We start from the raw sequence: 12,962 nt of genomic DNA, 5'->3' as shown, positions 1-12,962 counted from the left end.
CTCGTCAGGCGAGCGGGGAGTTGAACAGGTCGTAGCTGCGCCGGCCGTGCAGCCGGGCCATGACCTCGGCCAGCACCCGCTGCTCCGCGGACGCCGGCCGGTCCGGCAGGGCCAGGCCCAGCCGCCGCGCCAGCCGGTACAGGGCGGCCGACGGCCACGCGGTGTCGGCCAGGAACCGGTCCGCGGCGCCCCCCGCCGCCTGCTGCTCCCGCCACACGCCCAGGCAGGCCGCCGCCGCCAGCACCAGCGTGTAGCGGTCGGCGAGCGCCAGGCTGTGCGGGCTGGCCAGCGCGGCGCGGTCGGTCCGGGGCACCTCCGCGAACGCCTTGCGCAGATCGCCCAGCTCGATCGCGAACGCCCGGACCAGGAACCGCAGGACGCCGGTGTCCCGGCCCGCCCGGGGCGGCCGGGCGGACTCCAGCAGGTCGGTGCTGGCCACCAGGGTCGCGGCCAGCGGGTCGGCGTCGCCCAGCAGCGCCGGCTGCGCCAGGTCCAGCGGCGGCAGCGCGCCGTCCAGCGCGAACAGCCCGGCCGGCGGCTCGGGGTCGGCGAACCAGGCGTGCCGGGCGAAGAACGGCAGCTGCGGCAGGATGCTGAGCTGGCGGCCCGCGCTGCCGGCGTGGCCCAGGGAGGTGACCGGCAGGTCCCGCAGCTGCTTCTGGAACATCCCGTACGCCCCGTCCTGGGCGAAGGTCTCCTCGCCGAGCACCGCCGACATCTCGTCCATCGCCTCGGCGGTGAGCTTCGGCGCCAGATAGGCGGCGACCGCCGCGTAGGCGCTCATCTGCCGGGGCATCAGGTGCAGCGCCCGGGTGGCGACCAGGGCCAGGCAGTCGATGAGCAGCAGGTCGAGGAAGGCGCCGGTCAGCACCGAGCGGACGTGCTGGACGTCCAGCGAGGAGCGGCCGTCGGCCCGGGGCCGGGCGGCGAAGGCGGCCACGGTGCGCAGCGCGGTGTCGCCGCCGGCCAGCACGATCGAGGGGATCAGGCCCCGGATGACCAGGGAGGAGCGCAGCGACAGCTCGTAGCCGTCGCCCACCGCGCCGACCAGGGCGGTGTCCTCGACGGGGCAGTCGTCGAAGGTCAGCCCGCCGAACTCGGCGCCCCGCATGCCGTGGGTGCTGCGGCGGCCGAGGTCGAGGACCCGGCCGGGCGGCACTCCGGCGCGGTCCAGGAACAGCACGGTGTGGCTGCGGGCCCGGCCGGGTGTGCCGGTCCGGGCGAAGACCACCAGGCCGCGGGCCCGGGAGGCGTTGGCGATGCCGGTCTTGCTGCCGTTGAGCAGCAGGGTGCCGTCCGGTCCGGGGCGGGCGGTGAACTCGTCGCGGACGAAGTCGTTGCCGTGGGCCACCCCGTGGCGGGCCACGGCGACGCGCTCGCCGTCCAGGAGCAGCCGGGCGGTCCGCTCGCGCTGGTGCGGGGCGCCGGCGGTCCAGACGGGGGTGGCCGCGAAGAAGCAGTTGAGCCCGTACCCGAAGCCGAGGGAGGCGTCGCGGCGGAACACGGGCCGCAGCACGCGCCCGAGTTCGTCCATCCGCCGCAGCCGGCCGCCGAGCGCCTCGGGGACGAACTCCTCGTTCATCCCGTATGCGTCGAGGACGGCCTCGGCCCCGGCGGGCAGCGCCCCGGCCCGGTCGGCGCCGACGAAGGCGGCCCCGCCGAGGGGGTTCGCCGGGTCGTCGAGGGGGCCGAAGGACCGTTCCAGGGTGTCGGCGCGGTCCGGTCCTGCGGTGGGGCGGCCGGGCGCCGGGTGCTCTCGCCGGGCGGTCATGTGCCGCCTCCCGCGGTCAGCAGCCGCTCGACCTCGCCGTCGACGCGCTGGTGCAGCGGGCTCAGCTCGCCGCGCAGGAACATGCGGCGCATCGCGGCGCGTTCGACCTTGCCGCTGGTGGTGCGGCGCACCGTGCCGGGCCGGACGAAGAGCAGGCCCCCGGTGCGCACCTCGTGCTCCTCGCCGATCCGGGCCTCCACGCTGGCCGCGAGGGAGGCGAGGTCGATGTCGTAGTGGCCGCGGGCGCGCAGCTCCTGGACCACCACGACGCGTTCCCGCGCCCCGGGCACGGCGAAGACGCTGGCCGGCCCGAACAGTCCGCTGACCTGCTGGACCGTGCGCTCCACGTCCTGCGGGTAGAGGTTGCGCCCGGCGACCACGATCATGTCCTTGATGCGGCCGGTGACCCGCAGCAGGCCGTGCCGGTCCAGGGTGCCGAGGTCGCCGGTGCGGAGGTAGCCGCCCTGGTCGCCGAGCCGGGCGCCGAAGGTCTCGGCCGTCTCGGCGGGCCGCCGCCAGTAGCCCGGGGCGACGCTGTCGCCGCGCACCCAGATCTCGCCGGTGCGCCCGGCGGGGACCTCGGCGCCGGTGCGCGGGTCGACGATCCGTACCTCCACGGACGCCGGTGCCCCGCAGGACACGGCCGGCTGCCCGCCGGCCGGGTCGGGGCCGCCGTCCACGGGGCCGCCGGAGACCATCAGGGTCGCCTCGGCGAGCCCGTAGGCGGGGGTGAGCGCGCGGGGGTCGAGACCGGCCGGGGCGAACCGGCGGGCGAAGGCGGCGAGGACGGCGGGGTCCACCGGCTCGCCGCCGTCGACGGCCGTCCGCCAGCAGGTCAGGTCGAGCGAGGCGATCTGGCTGTCGTTGATGCGCCGCAGGCACAGGTCGTACGCGAAGTCGGGCGCGCCGCTGACGGTGAGGCGGTACCGGGAGACGGCGTCCAGCCAGTGGAACGGCTTCTTGACGAAGCTCTGCGGGGAGAGCATGACGGTGGTGGTGCCGAGCCACAGCGGGTGGAGCAGCTGTCCGACGAGGCCCATGTCGTGGTGGAGCGGCAGCCAGCCGCCGAACCGGGAGGCGGGGCCGGTGCCGAGGGCGGTCCGGATGGCCTCCAGGTTGGCGAGGAGGCTGCGGTGGCTCACCATCACCCCGCGCGGTTCGCGGGTGGAGCCGGAGGTGTACTGGAGGTAGGCGACGTCGTCGGGCGCGGGCGCGGCGGCGGGCGGCTCCGGGGCGGCGGGGGCCGCGGGGGCCGCATCGGTGAGCAGGCAGGTGACCTCGCCGAAGCCGGTGCGGGCGAGCAGCTGCGAGACGTCCGCGGCGTGCGCGGCCTCGGTGAGGACGCAGGCCGCCGCCGCGTCCTTGACGATGCCGGCGACGCGCTCGTCGTGGTGGCCGCGCCCGCCGGGCGGTGCCACGGGCACGGCGACGGCGCCGGCGTGGAGGCAGGCCAGGAACGCGGTGGCGAACAGCCTGCGGGACGAGTGCAGGACGAGCACCCGGTCGCCGGGCGCGGCGTGGGCGCGCAGCCGGCCGGCGAGGGTGCGCACCCGGGCGGCCAGGTCCCCGTAGGTGATGTGCTCGGGGGTGAGCCGTCCGTCGCGCTCGTCGAGCAGGACGAGGGCGTCGCGCCCGGGCGCCTCGGCGGCCCGGTCGTGGAACGCGTCGATGTAGGTGCGGTACGCGGTCACGGGCGCCCCCTCCGGTGTCGGGCGGGCCAGCCCGCGGGGGTGGCTCCGCCGGTGCCTCGGACACTCCAGTCGGCGGACGGGGCCGGTGGCGGCTCGTCGGCCGGCTGGGACCGCCGGCGCGCCAGCGCCAGCAGCACGGTCGTCACGGCAGCGAGTTCCGCCGCGTCCGGCACGCCGCGCAGCACGGTGATGCCTGTCTCTTCTGCCATGGGGGAAGCCTGCGCCGGGGCGCTCGAGAGGGCCTCGCGGGCGGCACGCACCGGAGCCGGGGACGGCTGGTCCCCGGCTCCGGCCGGTGCGCGGTGCGGGGCGGGTCAGCCGACGACCCGTTCGTAGGCCAGGTGGTGGCTGCGTTCGGCGGTGACGGTGGCGTGGGCGGACAGTTCGGCGAGGGCGGCGCGGTAGGCGCCGGAGGCCAGGGCCCGTTCGCAGTGCCCGGCGTCCCGCCACCACTGGACGCCGGTGTAGGACAGCGGGCGCACCATGGAGCGGAGCAGGTCGCTGCCGCCGAAGCCGCCGAGGCGGGCGCAGACCTCGCCGAGGGCGGCGTACGCCTTCTCGAAGGCGCTGTGGTCGCGTACCCGGCAGGTGAGCAGGACGACGGCGGTGTCGCCGACGGCGGCGTCGGCCCGCAGCGTCCGCTCCACGCTGCGGGCCTGGTCGGCCTCGGTGTCCACCAGGGGTCCCAGGCGCTGCACCTGGGCGACGAACGCGTCGTCGTGGGCGGTGTCCAGGAAGCCGCTGAGCCGGCTCCAGTGGCCGAACAGGACGTAGGTCCTGGGCCGGTCGGCGAGCCGGACGGTCACGAGGAAGTCGAAGCCGGGCCGCTGCCGCAGGAAGGCGTGGTGGCGCCGGAGTTCGCGTTCGAACGTGGTGATGTCGCCCTTGACCTCGAACCGGTTGATGACGGTGATCGGCCCGTTGGGGTCGCGATCAGGCACGTGCTTCCTCCGCGTATTCCTTGGCGTGGCGCAGGGTGGTGGAGCTGTTGGTGCCGAGGGCCCTGCGGACCAGCGCGCGGGCCTCGGCGAGGGTGGCCTGCGGGCCGAGCGCGCTGCGTACGCCGTCGGGGTCGAGGGTCACGGTGTGCCACGAGGTGGCCTTCACGGTGCCGTCGCCCTGGGACTCGATGACCCAGCGGCCGGTGTGGCCGCTCATGGCCACGGGGACTCTGAGCTGCTTGTACACGATCATGTGGCGGTCCTCGAAGCAGACCCGTACGGAGGTGGTGTTGTGCAGGGAGCCGTCGGGGCTGCGGGTGTCCATGTCCATGGTCTGGATGCCGGGCTCGTCCTCGGTGAGGTCGAGGCGCGCGACGTGCGGGAGCCGTTCGGGCCACAGGTCGGCGCGGTCCAGGAAGGCGTAGACGTCGCCGGCGGCGCCGACGATCGTCTCCGAGTCGTGGAAGGTGAAGTGGAGTTCGTCGCGGGCGTCTCCCAGCTCGGCGGCGGTCTTGAGGGCGGCGAGTTCGGCGCGGCTGTTGCGGTCGACGGCGCGTTCGATGAGTTCCTCGGCTGCGGGGTCGTCGCCGGCGGCGCGGTAGTCGTGCAGCAGGACCACCCGGCTGGTGCCGTCCTCGGCGGGTTCGATGCGCCACTCGCCGCCCATCGACGCGACGGGCGGGGCGGAGACGACCTGCCGGAAGGTGATGGTGAGGGCGTCGGGGTCGAGGACGCGGCGGGAGGTCCAGGTGCGGACCTGCTCGTTGGCGATGGCCCAGATGCGCAGGAGCTGCTCGCCCCCGGTGCCGCCGGGCACGTCGTCGAGGACCTCGACGTGGACGGTGGGGCCGAACACCTGGGGCCAGGCGGCGACGTCGGCGATCAGGCCGTAGACGGTGGCCGGTGGTGCGGAGACGGTGACGGAGTGCTCCGTGACATGGGTTCCCGGGGTCGTGGGCGTAACGGTCGCCACGGCGTACCTTCCCTTCACTGCGGCCGGGGTGAGCGGCCGGTCCAGAGTGGCAGAGGTGGGCTCGAACCGGACTCGAGCGGTGGTGGAACGGGGTGTGTCAGCCGGTGGCCCAGTGGGGCTGGCCGGTGATCTCGACGACGGCGCAGCCCCAGCTGTAGCCGGCGCCGACGCTGATGAGGACGCAGCGGTCGCCGGGGCGGGCGCGGCCGGTGGTGACCAGGTGGTCCAGGCTCGCGAACTGGTCGCCGGCGCCGAGGTGCCCGACGGTGCGGCTCCACTCCCAGGTGGTGCGGGCGGGGTCGATGCCGAAGGGCTTGTAGTAGATGGAGGTGAGGCGGCGCAGGCCGAAGTGGGGCAGGATCACCCAGGTGGCGTCGGCCAGCTCCATCTCCGCGTCGGCCAGGGCCTGTTTGACGACGGTGCTCTGTCCGGCGTGGGCGCGGGTGATGGCGTACGACATGCCGACGCGGCCGACGAAGGCGCGTTTGGCCTCCTCGAAGTCGACCGGGACGCGGTTGCTGAACGGGGCGCGGGTGAACGGTTCGTCGCCGCGGTGCAGCGGTTCGAGTTCCGGGTCGGCGAGCAGGGCGAGGGAGCGGAGGCGGGCGAAGCCGCCGCGGCGGGACAGGACGAGGGCGGTGGCCCCGTCGGCGTACGGGGTGCCGGGGTCGGTGCGCCAGCGGTCGATGCCCGGTTCGCAGAACCGGTCGGCGGTGGTGAGCAGCGCGTCGCAGCGGCCGTGTCCGGCGGTGAGGTAGGCGGTGGCGAGGTCGAGCGCGGCCAGGCCGCCGTTGGACATCTGGCGGATCTCCAGCGCGGAGCAGGAGTTGCCGAGGGCCTCGCGCTGGATGTAGGAGGCGACGGGCCACAGGTCCTGGCCCTGGTGGTAGGTGTCGGCGTGCAGGACGAGGTCGACGTCGCCGGGTGCCGAGCCGGCCCGGGCCAGGGCGGTGCGGGCCGCGGCGGCGGCCATCTCGGCGGCCGACTCGCCGGGTGAGTACGCCACGGAGACCAGGCCGGTGGCGGCGGCGGTGCGGGGCGGGCAGGCGCCGGACGCCACGGCGTCGGCGACGGTCAGGGTGGCGGGGAGCCGTACCGACGTCCCCCGGATGTATGTGTGGTCCACGCGCACGGCTTCTCCCGTTCGGTTCGTGTGCGTCAGCCCGCCAGGGCGGTGGCGAGGGGGGTGGCGGCGCGTCCGGGGCGGACGTCGTCGAGGAGGACGTAGTGGACGGCGTCGAGCAGGGCCCGCCAGCTCGCGGTGACGGTGTTGCGGTCGACGCCGACGGTGCCCCAGCGGCGTTCGCCGTCGGAGTAGCTGATCAGGACGCGGGCCGCCGCGCTGCTGCCGGTCTCGCCGGTGAGGACGCGCACCCGGTAGTCGACCAGTTCGAGCCGGGCGAGCTGCGGGAAGAAGGGGTCGAGCGCCTGGTGCAGGGCCCGGTCCAGGGCGTTGACGGGGCCGTTGCCCTCGCCGCTGGCGGCGAGCGGGACCCCGTCCACGCGCAGCCGTACGGTGGCCTCGGTGTGGACCTCGCCGTCCTGGCGGCGGGCGACGGAGACGTGCCAGGAGTCGACCTGGAAGGGCGGGGTGTCCGGGGTGCCGGCCAGTTCTCCGCGCAGCAGCAGTTCGAAGGAGGCGTCGGCGGACTCGAAGCTGTAGCCGGCGCTCTCCAGTTCCTTGACGCGGGCGGCGGCGCGGGCGACCTCCTCGGAGCCCGCCTCGACGTCGTAGCCCAGTTCGCGGGCCTTGAGTTCGACCGACGAGCGGCCGCCCATGTCGGAGACGAGGGTGCGCATGACGTTGCCGACGCGTTCGGGGTCGATGTGCTGGTAGAGCCCGGGGTCGACGCGGAGCGCGGAGGCGTGCAGGCCGGCCTTGTGGGTGAAGGCGGCGGGGCCGATGTAGGGGGCGCCCCGGCGGGGCGGGACACCGGTGAGCTCGGTGATGGCGTGCCCGGTGGCGGCCATGCCGGCGAGCTGGGCGGGGCCGACGACCGGGCGGTTCCTCTTGAGGGCGAGGTTGCCGATGACGGTGAACAGGTCGGCGTTGCCGCAGCGTTCGCCGTAGCCGTGCGCGGTGCCCTGGACGTGGACGGCGCCGGCGTCGACGGCGGCCAGGGTGTTGGCGACGGCGCAGCCGGTGTCGTCGTGGCAGTGGATGCCGACGGGTGCCCCGGTCATGGCGATGGTGTCGGCGACAATCTCGCGGACCTCGTCGGGCAGGGAGCCGCCGTTGGTGTCGCAGAGGACCACGGCCTCGGCGCCCGCCTCGGCGGCGGTGCGGACGACGGCGAGGGCGTAGTCGCGGTTGAGGCGGTGGCCGTCGAAGTAGTGCTCGGCGTCGAGGAAGACGCGCCGGCCGGCATGCACCAGGTGGCGCACGGTGCTGCCGATCATGGCGAGGTTCTCCGCGAGGGTGGTGCGCAGGGCGCGCCGCACATGGCCGGTGTGGCTCTTGCCGACCAGGGTGACGACCGGGGCGCCGGACGACAGCAGGGCGCGTACCTGCGGGTCGGTGGAGACCGGTGTGCCGGCCCGGCGGGTGGCGCCGAAGGCGGCGAGCCGCGCGTGGTCGAGCGTCAGTTCGGTCTGCGCCCGGTGGAAGAACTCGGTGTCCCGGGGTACGGCGCCCGGCCAGCCGCCCTCGATGAAGTGCACGCCGAGCGCGTCCAGATGGCGGGCGACGGCGAGCTTGTCGTCGACCGTCAGCACCATGCCCTCCTGCTGGCTGCCGTCCCGCAGGGTCGTGTCGTAGAGCTGGAGGCTCTCCTCGCCCATCGCCCCTCCTCCTTCGTGCCGCCGGTACCCGTCATACGGCGGCTCTGGTCGGGCCACCGTCCGGCGCCCGGCTCGGGAAGCCCTGGAGCGGCGGTCGACGCGCCGGGCGGGCTCGTACGGACGGTGCCGGGCAGCACCGCGCCCCCTCCGGCGGGGTGCCGGAGGGGGCGGGGGGCGGGCCGTGGGGCGGGGTCAGGGGCGTGCCGTGGCGAGCGGGGGCACGGCGGCCTTGAGCGGGCGCCACCAGCCGGGGTTGTCCCGGTACCAGGCGACCACGTCGGCGAGCCCCTGCTCGAAGGGGACGGCGGGGCTGAAGCCCAGCTCCTCGCGGATCTTGCTGTCGTCGAGCGAGTAGCGCAGGTCGTGGCCCTTGCGGTCGGGCACGGCGCGCACCAGCGCGGGGTCGGCGCCGCACAGCCGCAGGAGCAGGTCGGTCATCTGCCGGTTGGTGCGTTCGTTGCCGCGGCCGACGTTGTAGATCTCGCCGGGCCGGCCGCGGGTGACGACGAGCTGGACCGCCCGGCAGTGGTCGTCGACGTGCAGCCACTCCCGCACGTTGCTCCCGTCCCCGTACAGGCCGACGGGCAGCCCGTCGAGCAGGTTGGTGACGAACAGCGGGATCAGCTTCTCGGTGTGCTGGTAGGGGCCGTAGTTGTTGGAGCAGCGGGTGATGGACAGGTCCAGTCCGTGGCTGCGCCAGTAGGAGCGGGCGACGAGGTCGCTGGCCGCCTTGGACGCGGCGTAGGGGGAGTTGGGCAGCAGCGGCCAGTCCTCGGTCCAGGAGCCGGTGTCGATGGAGCCGTAGACCTCGTCGGTGGAGATGTGGACGACGCGCTGGACGCCCGCGGCGACGCAGGCGTCCAGCAGGGTCTGGGTGCCGGCGACGTTGGTGCGGACGAAGTCGGAGGCGTCGACGAGCGAGCGGTCGACGTGCGACTCGGCCGCGAAGTGCACCACGACGTCGTGGCCGGGCAGCAGGTCGAACAGCAGCGCCCGGTCGCAGACGTCGCCGTGGACGAAGGTGAGCCGGGGCCCGTCGGGCGGCAGGTTGGCGCGGTTGCCGGCGTAGGTGAGCTTGTCCAGGACGGTGACCCGGGCCTCGGCGAAGCCGGGGTAGCCGCCCGCGAGGAGCGTCCGCACGTAGTGCGAGCCGATGAAGCCGGCGCCGCCCGTCACGAAGACCCTCATGCGGCCACCACCACGCTGGAGTGGTCACCGACCACGATCCTGCTGCGGTTGGTGCGCGCCTGCGAGGAGACGGTGGCGTCGCGGCCGATGACCGAGCCGTGCACGCCGCCGACGCTGTGGATGCGCGCCCCGTCCAGCATGATCGAGTCCTCGACGCCCGCCGCGGCGAGCACGCAGTCCCGGCCGATGGCGGTGTACGGGCCGATGTGGCTGTCCTCGACGACGCTGCCCGCCCCGACGATCACCGGGCCGGTGATCCGGGACCGGACGACCCGGGCGCCCTCCTCGACGACCACGGCGCCGACCAGTTCGCTGGTGCCGTCCACGTCGCCGGCGACGGACGGCTTCAGCCCGTCGAGGAGCTTGCGGTTGCAGAGCAGGACGTCCTCGACCTTGCCGGTGTCCTTCCAGAACCCGTGGTAGGTGCGGGCGCGGACGTCGTCGCCGCGGGCGACGAGCCACTGGATGGCGTCGGTGACCTCCAGTTCGCCGCGGGCGCTGGGCTCGATGGCGGCGACCGCCTCGTGGATGGCCGGGGTGAAGAAGTAGACGCCGATCACCGCGAGGTCGCTCGCCGGGTCCTGCGGCTTCTCCACCAGCCGCAGGACCCGGCCGTCGGCGTCCACCTCGGCGACGCCGAAGGCCCGGGGGTCGGGCACGGGGTGCACCACCACCTGGGCGGCGGGGCGCAGGGCGCGGAACTCGTCGGCGATGTCCTTGACTCCCCCGGTCAGCAGGTTGTCGCCGAGGTACATCACGAAGTCGTCGTCGCCGAGGAACCCGCGGGAGATCGCGATGCAGTCGGCGAGCCCCCGGGGCACGTCCTGGGGGATGTAGGTGAGCCGGACGCCCAGCGAGGAGCCGTCGCCGAGCGCCCGGGCGATCTCCGCGCCCCGGTCGCCGACCACGATGCCCGCCTCCCGCACCCCGAGGTCGCGCAGGTCCTCCATCACATGGGCCAGCACCGGCTTGTTGGCGATCGGCATGAGCTGTTTGGGCATGGAGTGGCTGAAGGGGCGCAGTCTGCTGCCCAGCCCTCCGGCCAGCACGAGTGCTTTCATCGTCGGACCTCCATCGTCGGGCCTCCTCAGAGGGCGGTCAGCACCTCGCGCAGGGCCCCGATCACCCGGTCCTGGGTCTCCGGGGGCAGTGACGGGTACATCGGCAGCGAGAAGATCTCGCCGGCCAGCCGCTCGGTGACCGGCAGCGATCCCGCCTCGTACCCGAGGTGCCGGAAGCCGGTCATGGTGTGGACCGGCCAGGGGTAGCTGATGTTCAGCGCGATGTCGTGGCGCTTGAGCGCCTCGATGATCTCGTCGCGCCGCGGGTGGCGGACGACGTAGACGTAGTAGACGTGCTCGTTGCCGGGGTTGGTGGCCGGCAGGAGGAGGCCGCCGGGTCCGGTGAGGTCCGCCAGGCCCTCCTCGTAGCGGCGGGCGACCGCGCGCCGGCCCTCCACATAGGCGTCCAGGCGGGTCAGTTTGCGGCGCAGGATCTCGGCGTGCACCTCGTCGAGGCGGCTGTTGTGGCCGGGGGTCTCGACGACGTAGTACGTCTTCTCCATGCCGTAGTAGCGCAGCCGGCGCAGCCGGGCGTCGGTGCCGGCGTCGTCGGTGAGGACGGCTCCGCCGTCGCCGTACGCGCCGAGCACCTTGGTCGGGTAGAAGGAGAACGCCGCCGCGTCGCCCATGGTCCCGGCGAGCCGGCCGTGGTGGCGGGCCCCGTGGGCCTGGGCGCAGTCCTCCAGGATCTTCAGGCCGTGCCGCTCGGCGAGCCGGGTCAGCGGGGCCATGTCGGCGCACTGGCCGTAGAGGTGGACCGGGAGGAGTGCCTTGGTCCGGGGGGTGATGGCGTCGGCGACCCGGTCGGTGTCGATGAGGAAGTCGCTCTCGCGCACGTCGACGAAGACCGGCCGGGCGCCGGTGGCGTCGATGGCGAGCACGGTCGGCGCGGCCGTGTTGGAGACGGTGATCACCTCGTCGCCGGGCCCCACGCCGAGGGCCTGGAGGGCGAGTTTCAGGGCGTTGGTCCCGTTGTCGACGCCGGTGCAGTGCCGTACGCCGTGCCAGGCGGCGTACTCCTCCTCGAAGCCCCGGACGCTCTTTCCGAGGACGAGCTGGCCGGATGCGAACACGGTCTCGACGGCGTCGAGGATGTCCTTCCGCTCGGTCGCGTACTCCGGCAGGTAGTCCCAGACATAGGTGGTCATGGGTGGGTCAGCCTCCATCAGTTCCGTCGGGCGGTCCGTGGTCCGGTGCCGTGCCCGCTGCCCGCAATGTGTGGCGCGGCAGTCGGGTCTCGCTCAAGCGCGGGTGGTCGCCGCGGGGCGGTGGGCGGTACGGGCGGCGCCGGTGCGCAGCAGCCGTTCGGCGTCCGCCCCGGGCCAGCCGCACTCGGCGAGGACGGCCCGGGTGTGCTCGCCCGGCCGGGGGGCGGGCGGGGGCACCGCCGCCGGGGTGCGGCCGAAGCGGGGCGCGGGCGCCGGCTCGGTGCCCGCGCCGGTGCGCAGGTAGGTGCCGCGGGCGCGGTGGTGGGGGTGGCCCGCGGCCTCGGCGACGGACAGCACGGGGCTCACGCACGCCTCGGTGCCGTCGAAGGCCGCCGCCCAGGCGTCCCGGGTGCGGGTGGCGAACCGGGCGGCGAACAGCGCGCGCAGCGCGGGCCACTGGGCCCGGACCGACCGGTCGGGCACGGCGTCCGGGTCGAGGCCCAGACCGTCCAGCAGGGCGGCGTAGAAGCGGTCCTCCAGGGCGCCCACCGCGACGTGCCCGCCGTCGGCGCACGCGTACACGGTGTAGTAGGGCGCGCCGCCGTCCAGCAGGTTGCCGCCCCTGCCGTGCTGCCACTCCCCCGCCTCCGCCATGCCCAGCAGCATGCCGAGCAAGGACGCCGTGCCGTCCGTGATCGCCGCGTCGACGACCTGCCCGCGCCCGGACGCCCGCCGCTCGTGCAGCGCGGCGAGGACGCCGACCGCCAGGTACAGCCCGCCGCCGGCGAAGTCGCCGAGCAGGTTGACCGGCGGCACCGGTGGCCCGCCGACCGGTCCGACGGCGTGCAGCGCCCCGCTCAGGGCGATGTAGTTGATGTCGTGGCCCGGCGTCCGGGCGAGCGGCCCGTCCTGGCCCCAGCCGGTCATCCGGGCGTACACCAGCGCCGGGTTGCGGCCGGCGCACTCCCGGGGGCCGATGCCGAGCCGCTCGGTGACCCCCGGGCGGAAGCCCTCCACCAGGACGTCGGAGCGTTCGGCGAGCCGCAGGACGGTCTCCCGACCGTCGGGGTGCTTGAGGTCCAGGGCGACGGAGCGCCGGCCCCGGTCGAGGACCCGGTGCCAGCTGCCGAACGGCCGCTCCCCGCCGGCGCGGTCGACGCGCACCACGTCGGCGCCCAGGTCGGCGAGGAGCATGCAGGCGAAGGGGGCGGGGCCGATCCCGGCGAGTTCGACGACCCGCACACCGCTCAGCGGCCCGCCGGGCCGGGCATCGTCACATGGCGTGATCAGCATGCGGGCACGGTAGGGGCGCCCCCTACAGAACCCCTCAAGCCGGGCGCTCGTGCGGCCCCCGCCCCGGAGGGCCCGCCCTCAAGGGCCGCCCGAGCGCGACGGGCGACAGTACGGG

11 protein-coding genes are annotated in these 12,962 nt (G+C 74.9%); all 11 read right to left on the bottom strand.

What is annotated here, in order from left to right; genetic code table 11:
* Positions 1-4: 4 nt before the first annotated feature.
* The 11 genes from ACF08D_RS04405 to ACF08D_RS04355 all read right to left on the bottom strand — a co-directional run bounded on the left by ACF08D_RS04405 (position 5) and on the right by ACF08D_RS04355 (position 12,847).
* Positions 5-1,771: an acyl-CoA dehydrogenase family protein gene (locus ACF08D_RS04405; RefSeq protein ID WP_392220990.1), complete on the bottom strand. Its 1,767-nt coding sequence runs from the start codon at positions 1,769-1,771 to the stop codon at positions 5-7.
* Positions 1,768-3,462 (bottom strand): fatty acyl-AMP ligase, encoded by a 1,695-nt coding sequence (locus ACF08D_RS04400; RefSeq protein ID WP_392220989.1) that lies wholly within the window; start codon positions 3,460-3,462, stop codon positions 1,768-1,770. The genes ACF08D_RS04405 and ACF08D_RS04400 overlap by 4 nt, the downstream gene beginning before the upstream one ends.
* Positions 3,459-3,671, bottom strand: coding sequence for an acyl-CoA carboxylase subunit epsilon (locus tag ACF08D_RS04395; RefSeq protein ID WP_392220988.1), 213 nt, complete (start codon positions 3,669-3,671; stop codon positions 3,459-3,461). Before ACF08D_RS04395 ends, ACF08D_RS04400 begins: the two co-directional genes overlap by 4 nt.
* 105 nt (positions 3,672-3,776) lie before the next feature.
* A complete protein-coding gene (locus ACF08D_RS04390) occupies positions 3,777-4,403 on the bottom strand; it encodes a putative quinol monooxygenase (RefSeq protein WP_392220987.1) in 627 nt (208 codons plus the stop codon).
* Positions 4,396-5,376, bottom strand: a complete 981-nt coding sequence (locus ACF08D_RS04385) for an aromatase/cyclase (protein WP_392220986.1) — start codon at positions 5,374-5,376, stop codon at positions 4,396-4,398. Before ACF08D_RS04385 ends, ACF08D_RS04390 begins: the two co-directional genes overlap by 8 nt.
* Before the next feature lie 97 nt (positions 5,377-5,473).
* Positions 5,474-6,508, bottom strand: coding sequence for a ketoacyl-ACP synthase III family protein (locus ACF08D_RS04380; protein WP_392220985.1), 1,035 nt, complete (start codon positions 6,506-6,508; stop codon positions 5,474-5,476).
* 26 nt (positions 6,509-6,534) lie between these two features.
* Complete coding sequence (cimA, locus tag ACF08D_RS04375) at positions 6,535-8,157, bottom strand: citramalate synthase (RefSeq protein WP_392220984.1); 1,623 nt, start codon at positions 8,155-8,157, stop codon at positions 6,535-6,537.
* Positions 8,158-8,349: 192 nt separating this feature from the next.
* The gene (gene rfbB / locus ACF08D_RS04370; protein ID WP_392220983.1) at positions 8,350-9,345 is read right to left on the bottom strand and encodes a dTDP-glucose 4,6-dehydratase; all 996 of its coding nucleotides are present in this window, start codon (positions 9,343-9,345) and stop codon (positions 8,350-8,352) included.
* Positions 9,342-10,406, bottom strand: a complete 1,065-nt coding sequence (locus ACF08D_RS04365; protein WP_392220982.1) for a glucose-1-phosphate thymidylyltransferase — start codon at positions 10,404-10,406, stop codon at positions 9,342-9,344. The genes rfbB and ACF08D_RS04365 overlap by 4 nt, the downstream gene beginning before the upstream one ends.
* Positions 10,407-10,432: 26 nt before the next feature.
* A complete protein-coding gene (locus ACF08D_RS04360; protein ID WP_392220981.1) occupies positions 10,433-11,554 on the bottom strand; it encodes a DegT/DnrJ/EryC1/StrS family aminotransferase in 1,122 nt (373 codons plus the stop codon).
* Positions 11,555-11,647: 93 nt separating this feature from the next.
* Entirely contained in the window at positions 11,648-12,847 is a 1,200-nt protein-coding gene (locus tag ACF08D_RS04355) for a CaiB/BaiF CoA transferase family protein (protein ID WP_392220980.1), read from the bottom strand.
* Positions 12,848-12,962 lie beyond the last annotated feature (115 nt).

Source organism: Streptomyces sp. NPDC015131 (genome assembly GCF_043079975.1).
In the GTDB taxonomy this organism is placed as follows: Bacteria; Actinomycetota; Actinomycetes; order Streptomycetales; family Streptomycetaceae; genus Streptomyces.
This window is presented reverse-complemented; position numbering and strand designations above follow the sequence as displayed.

What these genes read in the sequence shown, in the direction of transcription:
- ACF08D_RS04405 (WP_392220990.1), bottom strand. Translation starts at nt 1,771, where the DNA reads ATGACCGCCCGGCGAGAGCACCCGGCGCCCGGCCGCCCCACCGCAGGA.
- ACF08D_RS04395 (WP_392220988.1), bottom strand. Translation starts at nt 3,671, where the DNA reads ATGGCAGAAGAGACAGGCATCACCGTGCTGCGCGGCGTGCCGGACGCG.
- cimA (WP_392220984.1), bottom strand. Translation starts at nt 8,157, where the DNA reads ATGGGCGAGGAGAGCCTCCAGCTCTACGACACGACCCTGCGGGACGGC.
- rfbB (WP_392220983.1), bottom strand. Translation starts at nt 9,345, where the DNA reads ATGAGGGTCTTCGTGACGGGCGGCGCCGGCTTCATCGGCTCGCACTAC.
- ACF08D_RS04365 (WP_392220982.1), bottom strand. Translation starts at nt 10,406, where the DNA reads ATGAAAGCACTCGTGCTGGCCGGAGGGCTGGGCAGCAGACTGCGCCCC.
- ACF08D_RS04360 (WP_392220981.1), bottom strand. Translation starts at nt 11,554, where the DNA reads ATGACCACCTATGTCTGGGACTACCTGCCGGAGTACGCGACCGAGCGG.
- ACF08D_RS04355 (WP_392220980.1), bottom strand. Translation starts at nt 12,847, where the DNA reads ATGCTGATCACGCCATGTGACGATGCCCGGCCCGGCGGGCCGCTGAGC.